Below are 26079 nucleotides of genomic sequence, written 5' to 3' on the forward strand. Positions count from 1 at the left end.
GGCCTCTCCTTACAGTTTTCGTGCCATCAGGACTGTGTGGCTTTGGGTTTCGGGGTCTTCGGCCAGAAATCCGGTCAGGTGCAGCCTGTTTTCTTCCAGACACACGGCATAGCCTGCCGGGGACAGCGAGGCGTGATATACGCGCTCGGCTCCTACCGTGCCGCTGACCTCACCCGCACTTGGACCGACGGTCAGCATCAGCATTCCACCGGGCCGCAAATGGCGCGCCATACGCGCGATGCAACCCTTCTGCTCATCTGCTGTCAGATGAAAAAAACTGTTCCACGCGATGATGCCGTCAAACTGCTGGTCCAGCTCGAAATCCCGCATGTCGGCTTTGCGCCAATCGCCATCGGGCCAGCGGTCCCGCGCCAAGGCCAGCATCGCCACGGAAAAATCGACGCCGGTGACGGCGAAACCTTCGGCCATGAACCAGCGCGCTATAGGGTCGCCGGTGCCGCAGCCCAAATCCAACACATGATCGCCGGGCTTCAGGCTGGCCGTAAAGCGCGCCAGCCAGCGCGCCTCGAACAAAGCCTTCGAGCGGCGCTTGTCGTATTCGCTCGCCTGCCGCTCGTAAACGTCGTGTGTGTCATTGGGATCTGCTTTCATCCTGTCCAGGTCGCTCCTGCCGGGTCATCGGTTGCGGTGATCCGGTACAGGCCCGCCTGCCCGGTCATCGATGGAACAACGCGATAGGATTCACCGGGCAGAACCAAAGCGGTGTCTCCAACGGACAAAGTGGTTTCGTAGCCGTCGACAGTGACACGCCAATGGCCGCTGGCTGGCATTAACACCACGGGTTTCTCAGTTTCGGTCGCGTCTGCTACGCAAGAGCCCCGCCCAAGGAAATCGACCTCAAAACCCGGTCTGTCCTTGATCAAGCCATCCTCGCCAATAACCACGGCTGGCTTATTGGACGACAATGCCATCAGATCCCAGTACCGGGCCACGTATTTGCCAACCACATCCTCAACCGGAACCTCGGGATACGTCTTCAGTTGGTCTTCGGTCAGCAAAGGCATCGGGCGCACATTGTGCGGCAGCTCCTGCCCTTTCTTGGAATCATAAAGAACGCCGTTGTCGCCCAGCATCAGACCATGCGCCTGCGCGTCTTCGATCACCTGCGGTGCCCATGTGACGCCGCCGCCCGCATCATCGCCGCCGAGGATCGACATGATCATGCCGTAGTCCTGACCGACATTTTCAAAGCCACGAAAGATACCGGTGGGGATGTTGAAGATGTCACCTTCTTCGGCAATGAACTCACCAGCCGTGCCATAGCGGCCCCAGAAGAACCGCCAGCGGCCTTTGGCGACAAAGAACACCTCGGCCGTGGTGTGGCTGTGCAAAGAGTTTCGGCATTTCGGAGGTTGCCCGGCAGCGCCGATATTGAACCCGATCTTGTCGGTGATGTGCACATGCTGATCCGGAGATTCGGACACCCCACCGCCGATGATGGTAAAGTTCTCTTTCTGATCGCTGCCCGGTGTGTGGGCGTCGATAAACGCGGTTTTGCAGGGTTTCAGTTCGCCGTAGCGGACGATGCGTTGTTGAATGGTGCTCATGTCAATTTTCCTTGTGTTTGGGGTACAACGATCTCAACCCCAAAGCCCGGAGGACGGTTGTTCAGCCGCCGGGCGCGCAGGCTGGCCCGATGGGCGTGGAACCGCCGCATCGCCTGCCCGGCATCCAGATTTGACATAAGACAGGCCATCTTAAAGATCACCGGTCTTCAACAGGATCTGTTTCCAGACAGATGTTTCATCGAACAGCGTGTATTCGCGGCGCAGGCCCCACGGACCGAATTCGGCATGGCTGATGCCAAGCACAAAAACCTCGGCTCCGGTTGGTACACCGAAGACACCCCACCCATCGTGTTTGCCGTGCAACGTCCAACGAAGCGCGGCACGCGGCGGCATCATCGGGTCGTCCCGACCGATATGGTGCTGGATTTGGAACTCGGCATTCGGGAACGAGGCGCGCAGGCCCATCCAGAAACGATCAACCGGTCCCCAACTATGCCCGGTGGTGCCGCCGGGGTATTCCGACTGCACGGCCCGGTCATATTCGGCCTCAATAGCGCTCATATCCGCGCTCATGATCCGGGTCAGGATATCGGCGTATTTCTGACCCCATTCATTGTCATTGCCGCTGCCTTCATACGGGCCAGGCTGATCATTCGATGGGGTGTAAGGCCGCACGCAAGCCTCTGATCCGCCTTCGCGTGCGATCAGATCACGGGCATAGTCTTTCGACTCCCAGCCCATCTGCTGCACGATTGCACCCTGGTCCCGGATCAGCCACTCATCATTGATCTGGTTATTGATGGCGTGGCAGTCGGCCAGAATACGGTAGACCAGCTTTTTCCCGGTGGCCTTGCCGTACACCCCGTCCCCAAGATGGGTTGCAGTCGACAAAAGACGGTGTGAGGACAGCATCCCCTCTTCCGGCGTACCGGACCAGATCACGTCTTCGCCCAACAGCGTCCGATCCGGAAACTCGGCCAGCGTCGCCATCGTGGCCGCTATTACCCCCTGATTGCCGAAAACCACCGATCCGGGCGAACGCACGACAATGTCCGGCGCATAGTAATCATGCAGCGTGGCAATTCCGCGATCTTCCCAAATCTCTTTGGTGATCCCGATGATGTAATCGGGAAAGTCTTTGAATTTGGGATCAAACCCCTTCATGTTTTCCATCCTTCAGGTACGCGGGCCGATCCGCGAACGATCAGCGGCCCATCAATCTCTAAACGTCGGGGACCCATGCGCGGGTCATTGATTTTGCTTAGCAAGATGTCCACGGTTTCAGACACCATGCGGTTTGCCGGTTGTCGGACGGTGGTCAGGTCGTAGCTGGGCCAGGCTGCTACGGTAACGTCGTCATAGCCCACAACCGACACATCCTGTGGGATCTTCAGGCCAATTTCGAACCTGAGCGTGTCCATAACGGCGATGGCCATATGGTCGTTTGCAACAAAGACGGCCTCGGGCGGATCCGAGGCGAACATCCTGCGGGCCGCTTCCTGCGCCTTTTCGGTTCCGAAATTGCCGACCTCGCGGGCATGCAGCGCAACGCCTGCTTCGTTCAGCGCGGCCGTAAAACCAGCTTCGCGATCCCGCTGCGTCGACGCGCCCTCCCACCCGGCGATGTATCCGATCTTCTTATGACCGGCGGCCAGCAGGAACTCGGCCACTTTGCGACCGCCCGCCGTGTTGTCCGAGGTGACCGATGACATGGCCGGGTCATCCTGCGCCCGGTTAAACAGCACCATCGGCACACCGGCGGCACGGCACCGATCGGAAAGGTCCGATGACAATGCAACCGACGCCGCAATGATCCCATCCACCTGAAAATCAAGAATTTCTTCGACAACCTTGTCGATATTCTGCGCCGAGTTCGAGGCCATGAAAATCAAGACGTGATAACCACGCTCCTGCAGCGCGTTGGTCAGTTTTTCCAGCGCCTCGGGGTAGAACTGATTGTTCAGATAGGCGACCACAAGGCCAATGATCCGGCTTCTGCCCGACACCACTGCCCGGGCCAGAACATTTGGACGATAGCCCAACTCCTCTGCCGCTTTGCGAACCTTTTGAATGGTCTTTTTGGAAGCCGATGCGCCGGGGGTGAAAACACGACTGACCGCCGATTGGCTTACACCGGCCAACCGCGCAACGTCCATCGATGTGACCTTTTGTATTGCCATCAGTCCGCCGTCCAACCTCCATCCACCAGCATGGAGGTGCCCGTGACCAGCGCCGAGGCGTCAGAGGCCAGATAGACAACGGTGCCCATGATGTCTTCGATCTCACCCGGCCGGCCCAGCTTGATCTTGTCCAGAATCCAGGCGCGTTTATCAGGGTCTTCAAAGGTCGGGCGCGTCAGATCGGTCAGAATGAAGGTCGGGCAGATTGTGTTGACGCGAATTTTCTCCGGGCCGAATTCCAGAGCCATGGCTTTGGTAAACCCTTCGACAGCGAACTTCGAGGCGCAATAGACCGCACGCTCGCGCCCGCCGACATGGCCCATCTGGCTGGAGATATTGATCAGCGATCCTGACCGCCCGGCCTCCAACAACCCCCTTGCCACGGCCTGAGTCAGAAAATACGCACCCCGGACATTCACATCCATGACGGCATCAAAATCCTCGGGGCGCGTGTCCACAGCCTTGCTGTGACGCGCCAACCCGGCTGAGTTCAAAAGAACATCAAACGGGCCGCTTTGTGCCACTGCCTGCGCCGTCGCCTCGATATCCGACACATCTAACTCCAGCACATTGGCCTGCCAGCCACGCGCCTGCATTTCAGCGGCTATGTCTTGCAACGCGCCGGTCCGGCGCGCTGCTAATGTCACCTCTGCCCCGTGTTCCGCCAGCGCCACGGCACAGGCCATGCCGATGCCAGAGGATGCCCCCGCAACCAAAGCGCGCTTGCCGCTTAAACTGAAACTGGGGGTGCTGGGGAATTGGGGCATATCAAACCTCGCCGACCGGGAATGGAATCTCGCCCTGTACGCGTACCTTGTTGAATTCACGCAGCCGGGCAAAGACATCTACGCCCAGTTGCCGGTAGGCGTCCAGCAGGTCGACCAAAACCCAGTTTTCACGGATCAGACCATTCTCCAAGCGCCAGAAATCAAGGCTGCGCATGGTGATCCGCTTGCCAGATGGCGCAATGCCCATCCAACCGTCATGGGTCACCGTCTGGATCATGTTCGGCCAGCCGGTCACGGCGGCGTATTCAGCATCCCCGAAGAAATGATAGGTGATGTCGTCCACGTATTTGCCGCGATCCGGCATCCCGTTCAGGAACGGGATCTGATGCCAATTGCGGAACCCTGCAATGCCGCGCCCGGTGCCGATCCCTGCGGGGCCATACCAGTTCATGCGCGGATGCCAGAATTTCTCCATCTCCATCACCTCAGGGCCACCCTGGCTTGGGTGTTTCTTGAGGTGTTCCAGCATTTCAACGATATGGGCGCAGGACGCCTGAGATTTGGCCTCATCCCACGGGCCCGGCACAATTCCGTCTAAGGTGGCAGGGCCTGGAATACAGAACTCCAGACCCAAGGACGGCGCCATGGGCCAGGCTTTGGCCTGCATCATCACTTCGGGGATATCCCAGAGCGTCTGAATCTCGACCACTTGCCCATCCACGACGCGATAGAATTCGTGATACCGCATATGGGTCAGGTGCCCGATTGGCGGAATGTCCAGCCACGGGGCGACCAAGGTGCCGTAGTAATGACCGCCGCACCCGATCCAGTCATCGCCATGTTCGGTTGTGCCGCCCATCACGATCCAATCCCGTCGTTCAAGGTCGGGCATGGCTTTCAGCAGGGGCGCATAGCAGGTGTCATAGAGTTCCTGCGGACCGGTCAGATCACCGAAGGGATGCGGCATATGGATGACGGCGTCGGCGGCGATCACGCCCTTCAGCGCCGCCTGAACACGGACGTCGTCAAAGTCATACATCGCGGCCCGAAGCGGCGCGATCAGTGCCTTGTTCGCCGAATGGATATCGCTCATTCCGCCGCCTCTCGATAAGGCGCACCTTCGCCATAGGGAACATTGATGCCGCCATAGCGACGCACCCGGATATTGCACTGCTCAGCATGGCCAACGAAACCTTCGAGCATACACAGGCGCGACCCGAACTCGCCGATCATCGTTGCGGCTTCATCCGTCAGAACCTTTTGATAACTGTGCGTTTTCAGGAATTTACCGACCCAAAGACCACCAGTATAACGCCCGGCTTTCTTGGTGGGCAGCGTGTGGTTGGTGCCGATCACCTTGTCACCATTGGCCACATTCGTACGCGGCCCTAGGAACAGCGCGCCATAGCAGGTCATGTTCTCAAGGAACCAATCGTCGCGGTCGGTTATGACCTGCACATGCTCGGACGCGATGTCATCGGCCACTGTCAACATCTCTTCATACGTGTCGCAGACAATCACCTCACCATATTCATCCCAACTGACGCGGGCCGTGTCCGAAGTTGGCAAAATGCCCAGAATACGGTCGATCTCGGCCAAGGTGTCCTCGGCCAGTTTGCGCGAGTTGGTGAGCAGAACACAGGGGCTGTTATACCCATGCTCGGCCTGACCCAGCAGATCGGTGGCACAAAGCTCGGCATCTGCGGCAGTTTCATCTGCGATCACCATGGTCTCGGTCGGGCCCGCGAAAAGGTCGATGCCGACACGGCCAAAGAGTTGCCGCTTGGCTTCCGCGACAAAAGCGTTGCCGGGACCGACCAGCATGTGCACGGGCTCGATCGTTTCCGTTCCGATGGCCATGGCACCCACGGCCTGAATGCCGCCCATCACGTAGATCTCATGCGCGCCGCCCAGATGCATCGCCGCGATGACAGCGGCATTGGGCTTGCCCTGAAACGGCGGGGTGCAGGCGATGATGCGCGGGACACCGGCAACCTTGGCCGTCGCGACAGACATATGTGCCGACGCCACCATCGGGAACTTGCCGCCAGGAACGTAGCAACCCACAGACTGAACCGGGATGTTCTTATGCCCCAGGATCACTCCGGGCAAAGTCTCCACCTCGATGTCCAGCATTGAATCGCGCTGCGCCTGGGCGAAATTCATCACCTGCGCTTGCGCGAACTTGATATCCGCCAGTTCCCGTTCAGACAGCGATGCGATCAGATCATCGATCTGTTGCTGGCTCAGGCGATAGCTTTGGGGTGAGTAGTTGTCGAATTTCTCCGACAGTTCGCGCACAGCCGTATCCCCACGCGCTTCGATGTCTTTCAGGGTCGCCTCGACGACAGCGCGGGTCTTGGCATCATCTTCGGCCCTGTCGGCCTCGGGTTTGCCGCGTTTCAGATATTCGATTGCCATTATCCTGATCCTCAGTTTGCAGGCCGGGGCGGCGTTTTCTCGCCCCGGTCAAATGCTTCCCAGCCTTCGCCGTTGAAGACGTCCACGCCCAGCTGTGCGGCGACATGAGCGAAATCGACATTCACCCAATTGTCGACGATCTTGCCGTCGACAACTTTCCAGAAGTCCATGTAGCGGATTTCGACCCGCTTGCCGGTTGGGGCGATCCCCAGAAATTCGCCTGAATGGGTGGCTTCCTGGCGACCGAATGCGGCGGCCCATTCGCCCATGTAAAGGCGGGCCTCATCAATGCAGGTCTTGTCCGAAAACGCCGCCTGAAACGGGCGTTGCCAGTTGTCCTGAAACTGTTGCAGGCCGGTTTTGGTGCCACATCCCTGATTGCCCATCCAGCGGAAGCCCTGCGAGAAGAACTCGCCAATGTCGTCGATGCGATGATCGTTCAGCCCATCGACCATCCCTTCGATAACAGCGCGCGTTTCTTCGGTTTTGCTCATATCCGTGTCTTTGGTCAGCACGGCCTGTTCGGGGCGGGAGCCCTTCATGTGTCTCGTCCTTTTGTTGGTGCGTAAGGAATTTCCGTTTTTTCAGAGAGTGTTAATGCTCTGACAGAAAATCCCTCGGCATCCGGTTGAGCGCCGGATGGCGCCCAATGGCCTTATGTCGTGCAGACGCGCTCATCAGCCTTTCACCGCACCGGCGGTCAGTCCGCTGACGATCTGGCGCTGGAAGAACAGGATCAGGACGAACAGCGGGGCAGTCGCCGAGACAACGGCCGCGACGGCATACATGACCTTGCCTTCAACCTGAGTGGTGCCCATGAAGCTGTTGATGGCGGGAATGATGGTCTCATTCTCTTCACTCAAGAGCATCACGGCCACGGTAAAGTCGTTGTAGGCCAGCAGGAAACTGAACAGACCGGTGGTGATCACGCCGGGCCACATGACCGGAACGATCACATGCCGGAAAGCCTGAAACCGGGTGCAGCCATCGACCATGGCACTTTCGTCCATGTCTTTCGGGATGTTCTTGAAGAATGAATGCAGCATCCACAGGGTAAAGGGCTGATTGATTGCCACAAGCACAATGATGGTCGTTGGCAGAATGCCCCAGACGTTCCATTCGAAGAACCACAGCAGATAGCCTGAAACCAGCGTGATATGCGGCATGGCGCGGAATACCAGCGCCGCCATCAGGATCCAGAACGCATAGCGGAAACCGGACCGGGCCAATGCGTAGCCGCCCAATGTTCCGAAGGTCAGCGAGATGACCACGGTGAAGAAGACAACGATGCCGGTGTTCTTGAAGTTGAACCAGAAATCTTCCTCGATCCACGCGCCGTAATAACCTGCACCGGTAAAGGCGCTTCCGGTTTGCTCGATAGTGTTTGTGCCGCGCAGCGCGTTCATCCAGTCGGCTTTCGACAGGAAGTCAGCCTGAACCTTGAAACTGCCCCAGAAGGTCCAGAAGAAAGGGAACGCTGCGATGATCAGCCAGAACGCGACAAAGGTGTATGAGAACAGCTTTAGCGGGGTCATGCGGGATTGTGCTTTGGTCGCCATGTCGTGTCCTCAGTGAGATTTACGGGTGAAGTCGCGCCATGTGCGCACCAGCACCGGCATCATCAGAATGACCACGATGATGATGGTGATCAGCGAGGTCGCGCCAGCCGAGGCGTAAAGCGGATTGCCGCTTTCGCGCAGGTCGTTGAAGATAATCCAGCTGAGCGAGCGCGCATGGGCCTCGGCCTTGAAGCTGACGATGGGTTCAAAGACACGCAGATTGTCCATGATCATCATCAGGGTCACAAACGAAACCAGCGGCATCAGATGCGGCACAACCACATGGATCATGCTCTGCCATTTGCTGGCACCGTCGATCTGCGCCGCTTCCATCGTATCTTCCGGCACCGTCTGAAGCCCGGCATAGAAGGTGATGAAGCTGAACGGCAGGGTGTGCCAGACACCATACACCATCAACATGATCCACATCAGCGGCGTGGATGCCTTCAGGCTGAGGGTTGGATCATTGAAAAGCCGTTGAATTGTTGCTCCGATCACCCCGTCACCGTCGACCATCCAGAACAGGATCAAGGAACCTACCAGTGGGGTTACGAGGAATGGCAAAAGGGAAATGAAGATCGCAAGGCCCTTCAATGCGCGTGGCAGGTTGTTGACCCCAACCGCAATCGCCAAACCCAGAACCAAGACCAGAGGCGTTACAATGAAGGTATAGGCCAGCGTGAAGGTCAGAGCGTTGTAAAATGGCAGGTTGTAAACCTTCGACCAGAACTCACCCAGGCTTTCTGAAGTTGACCAGGCCTCCCCAATGTCGGCGAGTGCCAGATGTGACCGGTCGAAATACGTGCCCAGACCGTTGAAACGGCCCAGCGGTTGTTCTTCCCGCAGCTTCTCGGTCGCTTCCGTATCGACTGTTGTTGTCGGGTTACATCCAAACGGACCGCAACTTTCCGAGACGACCAGAACCTGCTCGTGTTCGACAAAAAGCGACTGGATAAACACCGACACGATCGGCAGCGCGATGAACAAGATCATCGCTGACAGTGTCGGCAGAACAAACCAGAAGAAGGTGCGGTGTTTCATAACATGCGTCCCGATCTAAATTCGAGAAAGAGAGGGGGCCGTGACAGCCCCCTCAAGTCGGGGAGATTTACTGGAGGAAGCCAGCCTCTTTGGCCGACGTTCTGTAGGTTGCCTCGACATCGGAAAGCGCTTGCTCCGCAGACTCGCTACCCTTCATGAAGTCAGACAGCTCCTTGCCAAGAGCGGCGTGCAGAATGCCGATCTGGGGGATCATCGGGTAGGGTTTTGCACCGCCTTGCGCCGTAGCAGCAACGCCAGCAGCGGCCGCCCCTGGTTCATATCCCTCCAGCAACCAAACGGCATCGTCATTGTTTGCCGCGACCATCTCGGGTGTCAGCGAGCTGGCGAGTGCCGCAAAGGTGGCCTCTGCTTCTTCATCCGACACGTTGGAGGCAATCGAGAAACCATCCCACCACAATGTCGAAGCCGGGGTCGATCCCCCGCCAACTGTCGGTGCCGCAGACAGAACAGTGTTCGAGGTTACCTCTTCCGAGGACCCTTCATCATCCAGAATTGGCGAGCCGCGCGAGCCCCACATGACGCCAAGTGCGGCCTGACCGGCTTCCCACAGGCCTTGCGTCTCGTTCGAGGCGTGAGTCAGGTGATCCGGGTGCGCGTATCCAGCCAGAGCCTTCATAACTTCAAGCGTGGCCAGACCCTTTTCATTGTTGATCGCTGGCTCGGCCGTGCCCGGCTCAAAGAACTCTCCGCCATGCCCAAGGTAGATCATGTTGAACACCTCGGCGAGGTTCCAGCCACCGTCACCGGCGCTTAGGTTCATCACGATCGGATGTTCCATGATACCGGCGGCGCGGATCATCTCGGCGGCTTCAAGGACTTCTTCGTAAGTTGCCGGAATACCGTCAAAGCCTGCCTGCTCCAGAATGTCCGTGCGCGAGAACAGGTGCTGCGAGTTGGCCATGAAGGCCACAGCCATGACGTTGCCATCGATGGTGATCAGAAGGTTGGGCGAGATATTTTCGCCATACTTTTCAACCAAATCGTTCAGCGGACGCACCAGACCGTCATTCATCAGCTGGGTCAGCGTCGCGTTGGCCAGAATGACCGAGGTGTATTCAGACGGGTTCGGCGTCAGGGCCGCGTTCATGATCTGGCGCGCTTCGGTTGTGTGGTTGGTCGAAAACTCGGACGCCCCACCTGCACAGTTTTCCTCGGCTGTGCCTGCAACGGCATGGATGGCCGGAAAATCACTGGCCAGAATTCGGATGGATTGACCTTCGGGACCGCAGTTCGCCGCATATGCAGCCGAACCCATCAATCCGACGAAAGTGGTTACGGTAGCTAGCTTTTTCAGAAACATCTCATCTCCCTGTTTCTCTGAAGTGTCGTGCGCGCCCCTGTCACGCACAAAGTTCTGGTCCCGAGGCTGATCCCCGGTGATTTACGGGGCTACTTTCAGATCCGTTCGCCGGTTTGGCCGTCAAACAGATGGCAAATCTCGACCGGCACCGAGATCGACACCATGTCGTCAATTTCAGCCCGGAAATTCTTGTCGGCCTTCACGGAAACCAGCGCGCCACCAACGCGAACCGAGATCATCGTCGCGTCGCCCAGCAACTCTTGGGTATAGATCGGAGCGTTGATTTGCCCCTGCCCGTTTTCCGCAAGCGTGGCATCTTCTGCGCGGAACCCCAGTGTCAGCGGGCCCTCGGGCGCTTGCACACCGGGAATCTCCACGTTCTTCGTGACAAAAACTCCGTCGCGAACCTCGCCTTCCATCAGGTTCATCGCCGGGTTGCCGATGAAGCTGGCGACAAATGTGTTGGCAGGCGTGTCGTAAATCTCGGTCGGGCTGCCTACTTGCTGCACGACGCCCTTCTTCATAACGACCACACGATCAGCAAGCGTCATCGCCTCGATCTGGTCATGCGTTACGTAGATGGTTGTCACCGCAAGCTCGTGGCTCAGGTTCTTGATCTGAGCGCGCGTGGAAACTCGCAGCTTAGCGTCGAGGTTCGACAGTGGTTCGTCCATCAGGAAGACATTCGGCTCGCGCACAATTGCGCGCGCCAGGGCGACGCGCTGACGCTGACCACCGGACAGTTCCGCCGGTTTACGATGCAGAAAGTCATCCAGTTCGACCATAGCCGACGCGCGGCGCACCTTGTCGTCATGGGTCGACGGGTCAATGCCGCGCACTTTCAGCGGAAAGCGGATGTTTTCGTAGACGTTCATATTCGGGTAGAGCGCATAGGACTGGAACACCATCGCCACGTCGCGGTCCTTGGGCTCCATATCGTTGACGCGCACCCCGTCGACCAGAATGTCGCCTTCGCTGGCATCTTCCAAACCCGCGATCATCCGCATGGTCGTCGTCTTGCCGCAGCCCGAGGGGCCCAGCAATACAAGGAATTCCTTGTCAGCTATGGTCAGATCGAAATTGTCGACGCCGACAAACGAACCCCATCGCTTGCCAACATTCCGCAATTGAATCTCGGCCATCAGCCCCTCCCGTCAGATTTTTTTGCATACGCTTGCAATAACGGTAGACTTAACTGCGGCATTTTGGCAAGATTTTTTTGCAATCGTATGCAGGGAGCGCCTTCACATGCCAGATTTTTCGGCGGAAAAACAAGTCATAAGAAACTTCTACGCCAAGCTGGACACTGCCGAACCGGGGACTGAAAGCAGCGTTTTGACCGAGTTCTACGGCTCGAATCACATATGGCGAGGCTTTCATCCCTTCGACGAAGTTCACAACGCAGCAGAGGTCGCACGCACCTTCTGGACCCCTTTGAAGGCCGCCCTGAAAAACCTGCAAAGACGGCAGGATATCTTTATGGCCGGGGCCAACGAGATTGATGAATTCTCATCGGTCTGGGTTGTCTCGATGGGGCATTTGATGGGGTTGTTCGACGCGCCCTGGCTGGGCATCCCACCGACCGGCAAACTGGCGTTTCTGCGGTATTGCGAATTCAACAGGGTCGAAAACGGGCAGATCACCGAGACAGCCATGTATTTCGACATACCGCATCTGATGCTGCAAGCTGGTTTGCAGCCCTTTCCACCGCAAACGGCAGCGCAGCTTGTTCAGCCCGGCCCCATGACTCATGACGGGTTGATTTTCGAACCGCAGCCTCCTGAAGAAGGGCAAAAGACCCTTGCCGCAATCAACGCGATGATCGCAGATCTCGGCCAATGGAACAGCGGTCTGAGCCTTGAGGATGAACTGCGGCGCACATGGCAAGAAGACATGCTGTGGTGGGGGCCGACCGGCATCGGCGCAACCTACACGATCCAGCGATATGCCAAACAGCATGCCGGGCCATTCCGGGCCGGGTTCACGGACCGGTCAAAGACCAAACATATCTGCCGCATGGCCGAGGGGCATTACGGGGGGTTCTTCGGATGGCCCAATTTCACCGCACGGCCCACCGGCGGTTTCATGGGCATGCCCGCCACAGACAAGACGAGTGAGTTCCGTGTCATCGACATCTACCGCCGCGCCGGGGACAAGCTGGCCGAAAACTGGATCTTCATCGATCTGCTGCATTTCTGGAAACAGCAAGGCATCGATATTCTTAAACGCATGCAAGAGGTGCCACGCACATGACCGGCTGGATCGACGCCCATCACCATCTTTGGGATCTAGAGGCGGTTCATTACCCGTGGCTGATGGCCCGCGGGGTAAAGCGCTTTTTCGGGGATCCGACGCCAATTCAAAGAAACTACTTACTGGGTGAATTCCGGTTCGACGCAAAAGCCAACGGCGTTTGCGCCTCGGTTCACATTCAGGTCGGCGCTGAAGACGGTCTGGCCGAGGCCCGCTGGGTTCAATCTGTTGCCGATGCCAATCTAGATTGGCCAATGGCGCAGGTCGTTTTCTGTGATCTCACCGCACCGGATCTGCACGACCAACTCGACGCGTTCCAACATCTAAACACAGTGCGCGGAGTGCGCCAGATCGTCGGGCGTGCACCGGGCGAGGATGCCCGGACTGGAACCAATGCCCTGTTGGACGATCCCCGCTTTCTCGCAGGATTGCAGGAGGCAGGGCGCCGCGGGCTGAGTTTTGATTTGCAACTCATCCCCGAACTTTATGCAAAAACCGCCCACATCCTTGCGCAAGCCCCGGACACGCAGATAGCGCTCTGCCACGCGGGCTCCCCTCATGACCGGAGCGTAGATGGCTTGAACCGGTGGGCTGAATATCTGCGGGCATTGTCAGAGCTGCCCCACATAACATGCAAGTTGTCCGGTCTGGGCATGTTTGATCACAGTTGGTCAGCCCAGAGCATTCGTCCGATCATTGATACTTGCCTCGCGCAGTTCGGAATGAACCGAGTGATGTTCGGGTCGAACTTTCCGGTCGACAGCCTTTACAGTAACTATACAACACTGATGAAAGCCTTCCGCGATCTGATCCCAGATCAGGCCAAGTCAGCGGTATTTCGCGAAACCGCGGAACGGTTTTATCGATTTGGTACTTCTTAGAGCGGTTAGCGGGTGCGTTGAAGATCTGGAAGCAGGTCAGAGCCAGCAGGCTTTGCGGCGGACATATTTCAAGTCTGTTCAGGTCAATCCCAACGACTAGGCTCAGCACCCAAACTACTGGATGCTGCAAAATGCAACAGAATCCAGCAGTGTCCGACCCTGTCAATCGAGGGCGATCCTTTGCGCTCGACTACAGCTGGGCGCGCGAGATTCTGTGTTACACTCAGGTCTTCAAGGCTTCGAAAATACAGATCACTTTCGAGCTTTGATCGTGCAGTATCGTGCCGGTCACCTACGGCTATTCGCCCCAAGCCGGACAAGCCGATACCCCAACGTTGTCGCTATTTTTTTAATTTCCAAACAACACGTTACCCGGAAATCAATGAATTAGTGACTCAAGAGTGTCTATTAGCTTAAACTTTATCCATTAACGGGTCGAGGTATTTCAATGAAATTGAATTCCAAAGAGCCTAGCTCTGAGAGTGGGTATCCTGAAACCAATATCATCATAATTTGTGCGCGCCTTCTTCAGGATCGATCTGAAAGAGGATCGCGCGATTTCTTACAATCAATGAGCGCGCTTCACTTGGGATCATTGATTGATCGGAAAAAATATAATCTGAAAATTCATTTGGAAGATTGGCATAGCCCATACAATTGCGCCGAGACTACTGGTGTGGATATCTGCGTTCTGACCGGACTCCAAACGGATTTTGACCGCATGCGGCAACTTGCATATTCCTTTCGAAGCGCCGGTGCAAAGGTGGTCGCCGGGGGTAGTTTGTGCACGCTGTTTCCAAGATTCGCCAGTCAATTTTTTGACACCGTCTGTGCAGGCGGGGTGGAAGCGTTCCGGGATTTTCTAACCGACTACGAAATCGGCGAAACGAATGAGATCTATTATTCGTCGTCGCATCAGATTCGAGATTATGAGATTGATCACGGTTTGCTTTCAGAGAATGGAATCGACCTGCCGCTTCATTTAATCGAGGCGTCACGTGGATGCAGCTTTCGTTGTGATTTCTGTGTTCTTCCGGCAGAAAATGCCCTGCACGCTAAATACAAATTGGAGCGGGTGGCCGCAACGATCGACGACGCAATCAAAAAAAGCCCGTCGGGCAGCGCTCGCGCCAAATACCCAATTATCTGGTTCATCGACAACAACTTTATCGACAACCGCGCCCACATGAAGGCAGTAGTCAACCTTCTTGCCCGCAACCCAAAAGTCAAAGCGTGGGGCGCAATGCTCACGCAAGATGCTTTGCGGGACCGGGATTTGATCAATCTTCTTGTTCAATCAAAATGCAAATACGTCTTTGTTGGAATTGAGTCGCTTGATGAGAATTTTCTGAAGAGCCACAGAAAAAAGCAAAACCTGTCACGCAGATCGAATGTCATCGACGACGTTATTTATGCCGAAAAGCAGGGTTTGTGTGTCGGATACGGGTATCTCTTTGACCCTGAGACAACATCTGTCGAGACAATGCGCCGACAATTGCGCCACATTGGCGATAGGCGCGATTTTCCGCTACCCTGTTATTGCAGTTTTGTGACGCCCTTACTCGGAACCGGATTTTTTTGGAAGTGCGCCCGCGAGAGGCGCCTTATGCCCAATGTCCGTCTGCGAGATCTGGATTGCGAGACTATCGTGGTAAACAACACGATTAGCTCCCATGATGAAATTACGGTTTTCGCTCGAGAACTGCTTGAGAGCCCCGGACGTCTGTTTGGCTGGGCAAATGTTGTTTCATCAACACTGTACCGGCTTTTCCGGACTCGCAGTCTTAATCCATATTTTTGGTTTATTGCTGTACGTTCCAACCTGCGCATGATGTCTTTTGCCTCTCGATATTCAGATGTGGCAGAGCGCAGTTTCATTGCCGGCCAAGATCGTCTGGATCCTCAATATGCCAATATACCGGACGGCATTACCGAGGCGGATCGAAGAAAGTATTTCGAGCCAATTATGATAACCGGCAACGACGGACAACTGGCAAGTTGGCTGATGGATGCTGCGCCCAAAGATGTATTGGAAACCGACGAGATGCACTTGATGGAGGCGCATTCATGCTGAAGGGTCAAAACTCGCAATCGTCAGGCGGCGAAAGACGTCAGATTACAGCTTTGTTTTGTGATCTCGTTGATTCCACCCAGTTGTCACAACATATCGACCCCGAGGACTTGCACAGCATTCTAGAAGGGTTTCGCGAGGAATGTATGAATGCGGCCCGGGCGGCGAACGGGAAAATCGGCGGCTTTTCCGGGGACGGTGTTCTTGTTTACTTCGGTTACCCAACCGCTCACGAGGATGCCCCTCGATTTGCAATTTCGACCGGGCTGGAGATTGTGCAACGCATATCAAAACTCAACGAACGGTTCTCTCTCGCGCTCGACAAACAGCTGCAGATACGTATCGGTATTCACACCGGAATAATGTTTGCGAACGATACGGGGGCTGACGAAGGGCCGGAGGCTGCAGAGATCGTTGGCGACGTTCCCAACGTAGCCTATCGCGTCCAAGGAATGGCAGAACCCAATTCGATTGTTATCAGCGCAAATACCCAACCACTGGTCTCTGGTTATTTTGACCTTGAAACGATGGGGTCGGTCGAGCTTAAGGGTGTTTCTGTTCCGATAGAGCTGTTCCGCGTCGTTTCCAGCCGCGATGTGCCCAACAAGCTCTCCATCCGGCTTCATAAAGTTGTCAGCCCTCTTGTGAATCGTACAAGCGAGCTAAGAATTCTCGAGGAGACGTGGAAGAGTACGACCGAAGGTCAGGGTCGCTGTATTGTCCTGATAGGGGAAGGTGGGATAGGAAAATCCCGCCTGATCAGGGTGCTGCGCAAAAAGCTTTCAGCTCAGGGTAATGCCAATATTCTATCTCTTTATGGCTCAGCAGAACATAAGAATGAGGGGTTCTTTCCCATCTTCGATGGTATAGCGCGGCTATCGGCATTGAACATGCCGGACGCGACCCACAACACCCCTGCTCAACTACACGAATTACTAAGTGAGGCAGAATTCGATGGCTCAGATCTCGCGAATTCCCTATCGCAGTTCTTAACCAAAGAACCCAAGCAAACGAGCGAAACGAGAGATTCCTGGGAGCTTCGCCAAAAGCTGGTTTCTGATCTGATCCAGTTTATTCTGTCACTTGCGGAACAGAAGCCGTTGCTTGTCATTCTCGAAGACGCGCACTGGGTCGATCCTTCAACGATGGAACTGTTCGGCCGTTTGATCGCGGAGATTTCATCACGGCAAATTATGATAGCAATAAGTTCGCGTGAACCGATCGCTATGCTAGCCGGAACCCTCGCAGTTGAAGTCGCGTTGGACCCGCTTTCTCGCGATGATAGCAGAAGATTATGCCTGCAAGTGGCTGATGAAGAAACTTTGGTAACCGACGCGGTTGACGCGATTGTCGCTCGGGCCGATGGAAATCCATTGTTTATTGAAGAGGTCACTCGCGTATTTCTCGATGCCGCCGACAAGGAAAGTCATTACGATTCAGGTACCAGCGGATTCCGTGTTCCCGCGACACTGCGGGATTCTTTGATGGCCCGATTGGACAAGCTGGGTCCGGAAAAGGAGCTTGCGCAAGTTGCCGCCGTTTTTGGCCGCAGTTTCGACAGGGCGGGTCTGAGTGCAATACTCGGATGGGATGAACTTGAAATCGACCAGGCACTGGAATCCTTGCTTGCGGCGGGACTGATCTTCAGGGTTATTCGAGACCCGTCCTCTGATTATCGCTTCAAACATGCGTTGGTGCGAGATGTGGCCTATCTGTCCCTTCCGAAACCGCGGCGACGGGAATTGCACAAGGTTGCGCTGGACTTTCTCAGAAAGATGCCTTCCGACCGCAGTTCCTGTTCGCCGCTTGTACTTGCACAACACGCGTCCCGGGCGGGGCTTGCCAAGATCGCGGCGACCTACTGGCTGCAGGCGGCGCAGCTTTCGTTGAATGGATCATCCAATCTGGAGGCAATCGCAAACCTTCGTCATGCGCTGGAAGAAGCAGAAAAACTGCCTGAAGGGCAAGAACGGGATCAGTTGGAGTTGGCGGCGCAAACCGCGTTGCTAGGACCATTGTTCGCAACCAAGGGTTTTGTTGCGAGCGAGGTTGAAACCGCAAGTGATCGCGCGCTTGAACTGTGCCACAAACTTAATGACACACAACGTTTATTTCCGCTGCTATACGCGCGTTGGGTTTCACGACAAACTGCCGGAGATGTCTATTCCGCACTGTCGCTGGCCCAAGAGTTTCTGTCACGGGCCCGGCGCGAGTCGCACGACGACGCAATTCTCGTAGGGCTGCGCCTAAGCGGGTTCTCACTCTTCTTGTCGGGCCGCCCCGCCGAAGCGCGCGAGCACCTGGAAGCGGCCTTGCATCAATACCAAACTGAACGGCATCGTGATCTCGTCTACTTCTATGGCACCGATGTACGTGTGATGGCACTGTGCAGCCTAGCGCTGGTCTGTTGCGCCGAGTGCCGCGGTGGTGAAGCCAGCAGGCTGATTGAGCGTGCGTTGGTTGAAGCGAAGGAATTGAACCATGCGCACACGCTGGGCTACGCGTTGTCATTCGCGCATTTTGTAAAGCTGAACACCGCGCAGTTCGACGAAGCTGAAACGATCTCGGAAACGATCTTTGACTTTGCAAAAGAGCGCAACATGCCATTCTGGGAGGTGCTCGCTGACGAATGCCTAGGCATTGTCGGGATCATGCAAGGGTATGCTGCAGAAGCAGTCAACCGCTTGGAAAGAGGTTTGGCGATACATGCCGAGACCGGGGACAACTTCGCTGAGCCGTTCAAGCTGGTTTTCCTTGCGAAAGCGTATGCGATGCTGGGAAGGCAGGATGAGGCGCTAACGGCCTTGCAGAGTGCCGAAGAGGCAGTCGAAACCGGAGGAGAACTTTGGGCCCAACCAGAGGTCATTCGAGCCAAAGCCGATCTGCTCGCCGCAGGGCGGGCTGCTGATCCGGCTGCCATTGAGGCCTTGTATTGTTCATGCATAGAGCAAGCCCGCGAACAAGGGTTCAAGTCACATGAGTTACGCGGCGCCCTGTCGTTCGCGGAATTCTTGGGCGCAACCGGGCGGCCTCGTGAAGCCGCCCAGGCGCTTTTGCAAGCGGTAGAGGGGTTGGACCCAGCCGCTGACAGCAAGGAAGCCGAAATGGCGCGCGCGATTATCGAGGGCCTGTCGAGCTGATCATCCCTCGAATTTGGAGCAAGGGCCAACAAAGCAGCATTCCTTCTTGCTGCAACCAGCAGGACAACGGTGCCGAGGGGCCAAAATCTCCCGGCGGGACAAGACCGGAGTAAAAGATGGCCGACCAAACCAAGAAACTCTCACCAGGGACCGGTCGCAGGCTGTTCATGAAGGGCGTCGCAGCGCAACTTTTGCTCAGCGGTTGTACGGTCTGGCCGCCACGCGCTTCCACTAGGCAACTGCCGATTCGAGCAATCGACCCCCACTGCCATGTTTGGAACGCGTCCGACATGCCGGCTTGGGGTTTCGTCTACTATGTGCTGCTAGGTCACGATGAAGAATTCGGGCACCCCGTAGGGGTGAAGAAAAAGATTTATGACCCATTGGTGGCTTTCTACGTAAACCTCATTTTTGGAAAGGCCACCACTGCCAGAGAAGAGCTAGAATTGCTCAGCGATGAAGGGTTAGAGGCAACAGCAAGGGCTAAGTCGGACGAGGAGTTTGAAGATGATTTGGCAAAAACATTGGATTTCTTTCTCAACCAACCAACCGTGGCATCGCAGTCATATGGCGTCGACGCCCAACCCTTGCGCGATATGATCGTCAAGGATCTCAAACTGACGCCTGACGGTTCCGAGTATAACTCCAGGACAGCTGCGCGCCGCGCGATGCGAAGCCGTTCCGTTCTCTTTGCACCTTTAGTGTTTGTGCGACACATGCGCCAAAACCGGTCGTTTCTGATAAAAGAAATGAACCGGATCTATGGTGGCGAAGCACGTGTAGGATTGTTCACTCCGGCGCTTATCGACATGAAGGCCTGGCTGGCTGGGGAGCCTGGACAGGAGTGCAATCTAACTGTGCGCAGAAACACCTACAGGGGCGATGTGCGCGACGACCAGCGTTCAAAACTGTTCGATCAGCTTATTCTTATGGATAAGTTGCAGCAAAAGCGATTTGACACGCCGTTTCACTGTATGGTCCCTTTTGATCCTTGGCGTCAGGCACGGGATAGACAAAAAGGACGCTCAGAACATTCGAAAGGGGATAATCACACTCGGGAAAGCGTGCAGCAGCTTTCTGCGTTGGGCATGGTGCAATGGGCTATTGATTGTCTCGGTTTTGTCGGCGTGAAGATTTATCCGGCAATGGGGTTCAAGCCATTGGAAAACGGTAAATTTGATCTATACCCGTGCCGCGCGATCAAAGAATTTCGACAGTTTCACAAAGAGTTAGATAAATCGCTCGAGGAGCTCTACAGGTGGTGCGTCAATGACGAAAATGACGTACCAATCTTGACCCATGCATGGAACAGTCAGGCTCCGGCCGATGGGCTGGGCAAACGGGCTAATCCAAAATACTGGCGGCCAGTACTCAAAAAGCATGAGTTTTCGAAACTTCGAATTTGTCTTGCGCACAATGTTGGACTTAAGCCGAATAAAAAAGGGGAGCTTCCAAAATGGACACATGAGTTTGGGAAGACAATGAATCTTCCTGATCGAGCTGTTTATGCCGATATCTCTGATTTAGGGGACATCCTGCTTTGGAAGAACAACTTAAGTAAATATGCCAGAGGTTTACGCGATTTCGTCGATGACTATGACGAAGACTGTAACCGCTTAATGTATGGCAGTGACTTCGCTGCTCTAAGCCGAACGCCACGCTACGCGCGGTATCCGGACAGAATGAACGCATTACTTGATGCCGCCGGATTTGACGAAGCGCAAAAGCACCGTTTCTTCCAGAAAAATGCGTTGGATTTTTTGGGTTTGCGCCCAGGCAGGAAAGCCTACGAACGCCTGCGTGAATACTATGCGCGACATGGCCTGAGCTTCGAGCGAATATCGAGCTTTAGTCAGTCAACTAAAACTTGACTGTCCAGCCGTGGATCTTTGTCGATGTCGAAAATGATTGGTCAAGCCTGTTTCCACAGTGTTTTCGTCGCGGCGTTTTGCCAGTTCGCTGGGATCTGGACCCATTGATTTGGTTGCCCTCGACGCGCCGAGATTATCAAAACTCTGAACTTCAGGAGGCGAGATGAGCAACTTGCTTTGGTTGACCGACGAGCAGATGGCTAGATTGAGTCTATACTTCCCAAGGGTCATGGCAAGCCATGCATGGATGAAAGGCACATGGTGCGGGGGTTATCTTCTTCAGTCGCAACGGCAGGAGATGGTCGGACGCTCCGCCCGCCACATACACTTCACGACCGCTGTGAGCGTTGAAAGTAAGTGGCAAACGCCATTGGTCAGAGCGCCGCTGAAAACAGGGTGTGTTTGCCCGGATCATGGAAGGGCTGACCGCCGAGCTTTCCGATCACAAGGCTATCATGATCGATGCAACCTATCTGAAGGCACATCGCACGGCTTCAAGCCTGCGGCAGGAATCCCGACAGGTCGGTGTCACCCTGATGGCGGTAAAGGCTGCACTCCGGACCAATTTCCGCCGATAGGAAAGGAAAGATACAGCGAACGGCGGCAATACGGACTGCAAACGCGGCATTTGGAGTGCAAGCCTAGGGTCCGAAATAGGCCACCAATTGCAAAATGGACTTGCCTCTACTCCCAGCGACAATCGACCCGGGTATTCACCTAGCTCGGCAGGTATTCCTCACTCCAAGACTCGGCGACATCGCGGGATTTGATCATCACTTCGATGGCCTCGCTCGAATAGCCAATTTCACCGAGGATCGTGCGGGTTGAAGTACCGAACTTCTCGGATGGCTCGACGGCAAAAACCTTTGCACGGGTTGGGCGCACCGCGTAGGGATCAAGCTGTGTGACTTCATGCCCGCTGGGGTGATCGGGATAAATCGAGAAAGAGTAGCTGCCGTTTTCAGTGCCCGGTGTGCCATCCGCCACGCGTGAATTCCTCGCCCGCAAGGCGTCAAGGTTTTCGCAGATTGCCACGCCGATATCGGCGGCGCGCAGCTTTTCCACCCAATCCGACGCAGGCAGGGATTGGAAAGCCGTCGCCAGATAGGCGGCGCGGTCTTCTTCTGGCAGATCAGGCAAATCCTCCAAGCCTTCGACTTTGCGGAACCTCGGTAGGTCGGCTTCGTAGGCGCTGAGCAGGACGTAGCGACCTGATGCGGTGCTATAGAACCGGGTCAATGCATCATAGCCATTTGCCTCGGGGCCTGATGGCTCGTCAAATAGCCCACGGCCCTTGTAATCAAAAGCAAAGGGGATCTGCAAAAGGCCGCTATTGGAACTGAGCGAGGTGCGCCCGCGCCCAATCCGACCGAAGCGGTATTTTTGATAAAGGGCTGCCGCTACGCCAAGCGCGCCACCAAATCCGCACATAACGTCGATCGTGCCCACATGGGCGTGCTCCTCTGGTCGGTCCATGGCACCACCAAAGCGCAGCATGATGCCGGTTGTCGCCTGAACCAGATCGTCATAGCCGATGTAATCGGTCCGCGTGCCCCGGCGGACACCGCTGAAACAATCGAGCTTGCAGAACAGCGCATCCGGGTTGAGCTTGCGCAGGCTGTCAGCATCAAGACCCATTTTCCTGATCTGATTGTCGGGTGCGTTCCAAACGATGACATCGACAGACTTCACAAGGTCTTCGAATACCCGGCGTCCGTGATGTGAGGTGATATCGGCCAGAACAGAGCGTTTGCCGCGCATCTGCGACATGCCATAGATGACGGTGTTCCAACTGTCATACATCGGCACCGATGGGTCGAGCTTGATCACCTCGGCCCCGAAGCGTGCCAGATAGCTGGCCGAATGCGGGCCCGCGATCACATTGCACAGGTCCAGAACACGCACGCCGGACAGCCAGCCTTCCTTGGCGGCTGTGTCAGAAGGGGCTGGGATCTCGGTGCGGTGTTTCTGCAATAGTTTCAGCGCTTCGTCGAAGTCGACCCATCGGCGGGGCTCGGGCTGCAATGCCTCTTCACCGCTTTCTTCCATCCAAACCACCGGGCCAGGTTGCGTCATGTCCCCGTAGATCGGGTCGTGAACGTCGATCATCAGCCCCGAGGTCTCGGCATATTCGTCGTGAATCCATTCCTGCAGCCAGCGCTGCGGCGCGCCGGGGATCAGCCCACGGCCGAACATTTTCTTCCACTCGTGCGATGTGCGGGTCATGAAGACCTCTTTCATCCGCGCGGCGATCTTGTCGGCCCAGAACTTCGGCATCGGATAGACACCCAGCGAGGTGTCGTGTTCCCATTCCGACCATGGTTTGTAGGTGTCTTCTTCTGACGTCAGCCCGTCCGCGACCAACTCGTCATAAATGCCGAGCACTTCCAGACAGCGGCGGGCGTGGTTCTTATGGCTGGGGCAGACCACATAGAACATGCGCCCGTCCTTGCACATGTAGCTTCGGAAGAACGGGTCCAGCAACTCCTGCAGATCTTCATATGTAACATTCATCGGCAGGCCTTCGATGCGCCGGCGTTCAATCTCGACCTCGCGCTGGGTCAGATAGCGCTCGGGCATGTTTTCAACCTTGATCGAGTTGTAGCAGAGCCCCTCCATCACGGCGGCTGCCAAGGGAACTTCGATCTGATCGCCAAGGCCAGTCACCTGACGGGACTGCAGAGCCAACACCGTGGCAGAAGCCGCGATCTGCGACGCGTAAGCCGAGGCAAGCGGCAGAGGAGAAAATGACGGGTTCAGCCCCATCAAAACCCGATTCAGCCCCATGTCGGTAAACACGCCGGAACTTGCCGCGACGATGCTTTCATAGGCACGCAACTCGCGCCGTTCTTCGTCGTTCGAGGCAAAACCGGGGATTGAGATCGTGATCAGCTCGGGCCTTTCGTCACGCATTGCCGCAAAGTCTATTCCAAGCGCGGCCAGTTTCCCGGGGCGGAAGTTCTCGACGATGATATCGGCCTCGGCGCAGAGCGTCTTGGCCCTGTCCAACCCCTCTGGTGTCTTGAGGTCCAGATTTACGATCACCTTGTTTCGGTTCAGAGCAGCATTAGCCGGGCTGTCCCACATCGGGCCGTCAGGTGGGTCGATATGAACCACGGTTGCGCCCAGATCGCCCAGCAACATCGCAACAGCAGGGCCCGCGATGTACTGACCGAAATCGACGACCTTCACGCCGGTTAGCGGAAGATTGGAAAACGAATTGCGCATGGGTCCTCCCGGAAACTCTTATACCCGCATGTCGACGTGTCTTATTGGCCCGCCAGCATCCAGCCTGCGGCCTTTTCTGCGATCATGATCGTGGGTGAGTTGGTGTTGCCACTTGTGATCTCTGGCATGACAGAGGCATCGACCACGCGCAGGCCGGCCACGCCCTTCATGCGCAGATGCGGATCGAGAACGGCGGTTTCATCGTCCTCGCGGCCCATCTTGATCGTACCAACTGGGTGAAAGATCGTGCTGGCAATGTCGCCTGCCAACCGGGCCAGTTCCTCATCGGTTTGATATTGGATGCCCGGTTTGAATTCTTCTGGCTCGTAAGCTTCCATAGCGGGCTGAGCCATGATTTCGCGCACCTGCCGCAGGCTTTGGGCGGCCACTTTCCGATCTTCGTCTGTGTCCAGATAATTGGGCGTGATCTGGGGCGGCTGACGGAAATCCGAAGACGCGATGCGGACATGCCCACGGCTGGTCGGGTTCAGGTTGCAAACACTGACGGTGATAGCGGGGAAATCATGCAGGTCTTCACCAAACGCCTCAAGGCTCAGCGGCTGGACATGGTATTCGAGATTGGCGTGCGGGCGCGTCGGATCCGAACGGGTGAAAGCACCCAACTGGCTGGGCGACATGCTCATCGGGCCCGAGCGTTTCAGCACATATTCCAGACCGATCTTGGCCTTACCTACAAGGGAATTGGCCAAGGTGTTCAGCGTCTTGGTGCCCTTGACCTTGTAAACCGCACGGATTTGCAGGTGATCCTGCAGATTTTCGCCCACATAGGGCGCATCCATCACCACATCTATCCCATGCTCTTTTAAAAGGGCCGCCGGACCAATCCCCGACAGTTGCAGGATTTGCGGTGAGTTCACGGCACCAGCCGACAGGACCACCTCTTTTGAGGTCGCGACCGCAATGGGTTGTCCTTTGTGGTGAACGACCGCTCCGGTGCAATGCAATCGACCGTCTTCGCCTTTTTCAAAGGTCAGCTTCTCGACCTGCGCCTCGGTCCATATTGTCAGGTTCTGACGCGACTTGGCGGGGCGCAGAAACGCCTTGGAGGTATTCCATCGCCACCCCGCGCGCTGGTTGACGTCGAAATAGCCCACCCCGGCATTGTCGCCTGCGTTGAAATCATCGGTCTTTGGAATGCCGTTTTCGACCGCAGCATCGGCAAAACTGTCCAGAACATCCCAGCGCAGACGCTGTTTTTCGACCCGCCATTCACCGCCATGTCCATGCAGGTCGGAAAACCGGCTGTTGTCGCCGGTGTGCGGGTCGGCGCCATCGTCCAGCTTGTAGTGGTTCTCATGAGCCTTAAAGTCGGCCAGCGAGTTTTCCCAACTCCAGGCCTCTTCACCGGTAAGCTTGGCCCAGTTGTCATAGTCGCGGGCTTGGCCCCGCATATAGATCATCCCGTTGATCGAGGAGCACCCGCCGAGCGTCTTCCCGCGCGGGTAAAGCAGGCTGCGTCCGTTCAAACCTTTGGCTGGCTGGGTCTTGTACATCCAGTCTGCGCGCGGGTTGCCAATGCAGTAGAGATAGCCAACCGGGATGTGTATCCACGGATAGGTATCGGGCTTGCCCGCCTCAAGCAGCAATACCCGGTTCTTCGGGTCAGCACTCAGCCTGTTGGCCATCAGGCATCCGGCTGATCCGCCACCAATCACGATATAGTCGAACCTGTTAGCGCCGTCAGACATGTTCGTCTTCCACCTGTTCTGTCGTTTCATTGCCAACTGTGCCGCAGGCGGAGCGATGAACCGTCTTGGTTCGTGGTGACCTAAGGCAAGCCGGTTTTGATGATTTCTGAAGCGCGCTTACAGAAAAAGCTAATGACAATTCGCACA

The 26079-nt window shown here is 56.2% G+C and carries 22 protein-coding genes; 7 read left to right on the forward strand and 15 right to left on the reverse strand.

Annotated elements, in window-relative coordinates:
* Nucleotides 1-9: 9 nt before the first annotated feature.
* From ACR0AC_RS04615 to ACR0AC_RS04675, 13 genes are all read right to left on the reverse strand, one after another.
* Complete coding sequence (locus ACR0AC_RS04615; RefSeq protein WP_480872137.1) at nt 10-612, reverse strand: class I SAM-dependent methyltransferase; 603 nt, start codon at nt 610-612, stop codon at nt 10-12.
* Nucleotides 609-1568 carry a cupin domain-containing protein gene (locus ACR0AC_RS04620; RefSeq protein ID WP_170452910.1) on the reverse strand — a complete coding sequence of 320 codons (960 nt, stop codon included), beginning with the start codon at nt 1566-1568 and terminating at the stop codon, nt 609-611. Before ACR0AC_RS04620 ends, ACR0AC_RS04615 begins: the two co-directional genes overlap by 4 nt.
* A complete protein-coding gene (locus ACR0AC_RS04625; RefSeq protein ID WP_170449316.1) occupies nt 1565-1705 on the reverse strand; it encodes a hypothetical protein in 141 nt (46 codons plus the stop codon). Before ACR0AC_RS04625 ends, ACR0AC_RS04620 begins: the two co-directional genes overlap by 4 nt.
* A 13-nt stretch (nt 1706-1718) precedes the next feature.
* Nucleotides 1719-2693 (reverse strand): nuclear transport factor 2 family protein, encoded by a 975-nt coding sequence (locus tag ACR0AC_RS04630; RefSeq protein WP_480872140.1) that lies wholly within the window; start codon nt 2691-2693, stop codon nt 1719-1721.
* The gene (locus ACR0AC_RS04635) at nt 2690-3709 is read right to left on the reverse strand and encodes a LacI family DNA-binding transcriptional regulator (protein WP_480872142.1); all 1020 of its coding nucleotides are present in this window, start codon (nt 3707-3709) and stop codon (nt 2690-2692) included. Before ACR0AC_RS04635 ends, ACR0AC_RS04630 begins: the two co-directional genes overlap by 4 nt.
* The gene (locus tag ACR0AC_RS04640) at nt 3709-4476 is read right to left on the reverse strand and encodes an SDR family NAD(P)-dependent oxidoreductase (RefSeq protein ID WP_480872144.1); all 768 of its coding nucleotides are present in this window, start codon (nt 4474-4476) and stop codon (nt 3709-3711) included. The genes ACR0AC_RS04635 and ACR0AC_RS04640 overlap by 1 nt, the downstream gene beginning before the upstream one ends.
* Before the next feature lies 1 nt (nt 4477).
* Complete coding sequence (locus ACR0AC_RS04645; RefSeq protein ID WP_480872146.1) at nt 4478-5530, reverse strand: ester cyclase; 1053 nt, start codon at nt 5528-5530, stop codon at nt 4478-4480.
* Nucleotides 5527-6858 (reverse strand): histidinol dehydrogenase, encoded by a 1332-nt coding sequence (gene hisD / locus ACR0AC_RS04650; RefSeq protein ID WP_170521523.1) that lies wholly within the window; start codon nt 6856-6858, stop codon nt 5527-5529. The genes ACR0AC_RS04645 and hisD overlap by 4 nt, the downstream gene beginning before the upstream one ends.
* 11 nt (nt 6859-6869) lie before the next feature.
* On the reverse strand, nt 6870-7400 hold the full coding sequence (locus ACR0AC_RS04655; protein ID WP_170521521.1) for an ester cyclase: 531 nt from the start codon (nt 7398-7400) through the stop codon (nt 6870-6872).
* A gap of 135 nt (nt 7401-7535) precedes the next feature.
* Nucleotides 7536-8417, reverse strand: a complete 882-nt coding sequence (locus ACR0AC_RS04660) for a carbohydrate ABC transporter permease (RefSeq protein ID WP_170452930.1) — start codon at nt 8415-8417, stop codon at nt 7536-7538.
* Between the two features lie 9 nt (nt 8418-8426).
* Entirely contained in the window at nt 8427-9458 is a 1032-nt protein-coding gene (locus ACR0AC_RS04665; protein ID WP_170452933.1) for a carbohydrate ABC transporter permease, read from the reverse strand.
* 67 nt (nt 9459-9525) lie between these two features.
* Nucleotides 9526-10779: an ABC transporter substrate-binding protein gene (locus ACR0AC_RS04670; protein WP_480872149.1), complete on the reverse strand. Its 1254-nt coding sequence runs from the start codon at nt 10777-10779 to the stop codon at nt 9526-9528.
* Between the two features lie 95 nt (nt 10780-10874).
* Nucleotides 10875-11921 (reverse strand): ABC transporter ATP-binding protein, encoded by a 1047-nt coding sequence (locus ACR0AC_RS04675; protein WP_170521510.1) that lies wholly within the window; start codon nt 11919-11921, stop codon nt 10875-10877.
* Nucleotides 11922-12027: 106 nt separating this feature from the next.
* On the opposite strand from ACR0AC_RS04675, the gene ACR0AC_RS04680 reads away from it, so the two are divergent.
* The 7 genes from ACR0AC_RS04680 (at nt 12028) to ACR0AC_RS04710 (ending at nt 21573) form a co-directional block, all read left to right on the forward strand.
* On the forward strand, nt 12028-13032 hold the full coding sequence (locus tag ACR0AC_RS04680) for a nuclear transport factor 2 family protein (protein ID WP_480872151.1): 1005 nt from the start codon (nt 12028-12030) through the stop codon (nt 13030-13032).
* Nucleotides 13029-13913, forward strand: a complete 885-nt coding sequence (locus ACR0AC_RS04685; protein WP_480872152.1) for an amidohydrolase family protein — start codon at nt 13029-13031, stop codon at nt 13911-13913. Before ACR0AC_RS04680 ends, ACR0AC_RS04685 begins: the two co-directional genes overlap by 4 nt.
* Nucleotides 13914-14044: 131 nt before the next feature.
* Nucleotides 14045-14182 (forward strand): hypothetical protein, encoded by a 138-nt coding sequence (locus ACR0AC_RS04690; protein ID WP_170452947.1) that lies wholly within the window; start codon nt 14045-14047, stop codon nt 14180-14182.
* A gap of 179 nt (nt 14183-14361) precedes the next feature.
* A complete protein-coding gene (locus tag ACR0AC_RS04695; protein ID WP_480872154.1) occupies nt 14362-15987 on the forward strand; it encodes a B12-binding domain-containing radical SAM protein in 1626 nt (541 codons plus the stop codon).
* On the forward strand, nt 15981-19124 hold the full coding sequence (locus ACR0AC_RS04700; RefSeq protein ID WP_480872156.1) for an ATP-binding protein: 3144 nt from the start codon (nt 15981-15983) through the stop codon (nt 19122-19124). Before ACR0AC_RS04695 ends, ACR0AC_RS04700 begins: the two co-directional genes overlap by 7 nt.
* A 116-nt stretch (nt 19125-19240) precedes the next feature.
* On the forward strand, nt 19241-20995 hold the full coding sequence (locus tag ACR0AC_RS04705) for an amidohydrolase family protein (RefSeq protein WP_480872158.1): 1755 nt from the start codon (nt 19241-19243) through the stop codon (nt 20993-20995).
* A gap of 398 nt (nt 20996-21393) precedes the next feature.
* On the forward strand, nt 21394-21573 hold the full coding sequence (locus ACR0AC_RS04710) for a hypothetical protein (protein WP_170622725.1): 180 nt from the start codon (nt 21394-21396) through the stop codon (nt 21571-21573).
* Between the two features lie 139 nt (nt 21574-21712).
* Here ACR0AC_RS04710 and ACR0AC_RS04715 read toward each other — a convergent pair whose 3' ends face one another.
* Entirely contained in the window at nt 21713-24223 is a 2511-nt protein-coding gene (locus ACR0AC_RS04715; RefSeq protein WP_480872159.1) for a CoA transferase, read from the reverse strand.
* A gap of 41 nt (nt 24224-24264) precedes the next feature.
* Complete coding sequence (locus tag ACR0AC_RS04720; RefSeq protein ID WP_170622721.1) at nt 24265-25932, reverse strand: GMC family oxidoreductase N-terminal domain-containing protein; 1668 nt, start codon at nt 25930-25932, stop codon at nt 24265-24267.
* Nucleotides 25933-26079: the final 147 nt, after the last annotated feature.

It is taken from the genome of Ruegeria sp. H7 (assembly GCF_056532945.1).

What these genes read in the sequence shown, in the direction of transcription:
- ACR0AC_RS04655 (WP_170521521.1), bottom strand. Translation starts at nt 7,400, where the DNA reads ATGAAGGGCTCCCGCCCCGAACAGGCCGTGCTGACCAAAGACACGGAT.
- ACR0AC_RS04640 (WP_480872144.1), bottom strand. Translation starts at nt 4,476, where the DNA reads ATGCCCCAATTCCCCAGCACCCCCAGTTTCAGTTTAAGCGGCAAGCGC.
- ACR0AC_RS04705 (WP_480872158.1), top strand. Translation starts at nt 19,241, where the DNA reads ATGGCCGACCAAACCAAGAAACTCTCACCAGGGACCGGTCGCAGGCTG.
- hisD (WP_170521523.1), bottom strand. Translation starts at nt 6,858, where the DNA reads ATGGCAATCGAATATCTGAAACGCGGCAAACCCGAGGCCGACAGGGCC.
- ACR0AC_RS04685 (WP_480872152.1), top strand. Translation starts at nt 13,029, where the DNA reads ATGACCGGCTGGATCGACGCCCATCACCATCTTTGGGATCTAGAGGCG.
- ACR0AC_RS04680 (WP_480872151.1), top strand. Translation starts at nt 12,028, where the DNA reads ATGCCAGATTTTTCGGCGGAAAAACAAGTCATAAGAAACTTCTACGCC.
- ACR0AC_RS04630 (WP_480872140.1), bottom strand. Translation starts at nt 2,693, where the DNA reads ATGAAGGGGTTTGATCCCAAATTCAAAGACTTTCCCGATTACATCATC.
- ACR0AC_RS04715 (WP_480872159.1), bottom strand. Translation starts at nt 24,223, where the DNA reads ATGCGCAATTCGTTTTCCAATCTTCCGCTAACCGGCGTGAAGGTCGTC.
- ACR0AC_RS04720 (WP_170622721.1), bottom strand. Translation starts at nt 25,932, where the DNA reads ATGTCTGACGGCGCTAACAGGTTCGACTATATCGTGATTGGTGGCGGA.
- ACR0AC_RS04625 (WP_170449316.1), bottom strand. Translation starts at nt 1,705, where the DNA reads ATGTCAAATCTGGATGCCGGGCAGGCGATGCGGCGGTTCCACGCCCAT.
- ACR0AC_RS04660 (WP_170452930.1), bottom strand. Translation starts at nt 8,417, where the DNA reads ATGGCGACCAAAGCACAATCCCGCATGACCCCGCTAAAGCTGTTCTCA.
- ACR0AC_RS04700 (WP_480872156.1), top strand. Translation starts at nt 15,981, where the DNA reads ATGCTGAAGGGTCAAAACTCGCAATCGTCAGGCGGCGAAAGACGTCAG.
- ACR0AC_RS04665 (WP_170452933.1), bottom strand. Translation starts at nt 9,458, where the DNA reads ATGAAACACCGCACCTTCTTCTGGTTTGTTCTGCCGACACTGTCAGCG.
- ACR0AC_RS04620 (WP_170452910.1), bottom strand. Translation starts at nt 1,568, where the DNA reads ATGAGCACCATTCAACAACGCATCGTCCGCTACGGCGAACTGAAACCC.
- ACR0AC_RS04670 (WP_480872149.1), bottom strand. Translation starts at nt 10,779, where the DNA reads ATGTTTCTGAAAAAGCTAGCTACCGTAACCACTTTCGTCGGATTGATG.
- ACR0AC_RS04690 (WP_170452947.1), top strand. Translation starts at nt 14,045, where the DNA reads ATGCAACAGAATCCAGCAGTGTCCGACCCTGTCAATCGAGGGCGATCC.
- ACR0AC_RS04635 (WP_480872142.1), bottom strand. Translation starts at nt 3,709, where the DNA reads ATGGCAATACAAAAGGTCACATCGATGGACGTTGCGCGGTTGGCCGGT.
- ACR0AC_RS04675 (WP_170521510.1), bottom strand. Translation starts at nt 11,921, where the DNA reads ATGGCCGAGATTCAATTGCGGAATGTTGGCAAGCGATGGGGTTCGTTT.
- ACR0AC_RS04645 (WP_480872146.1), bottom strand. Translation starts at nt 5,530, where the DNA reads ATGAGCGATATCCATTCGGCGAACAAGGCACTGATCGCGCCGCTTCGG.
- ACR0AC_RS04695 (WP_480872154.1), top strand. Translation starts at nt 14,362, where the DNA reads ATGAAATTGAATTCCAAAGAGCCTAGCTCTGAGAGTGGGTATCCTGAA.
- ACR0AC_RS04615 (WP_480872137.1), bottom strand. Translation starts at nt 612, where the DNA reads ATGAAAGCAGATCCCAATGACACACACGACGTTTACGAGCGGCAGGCG.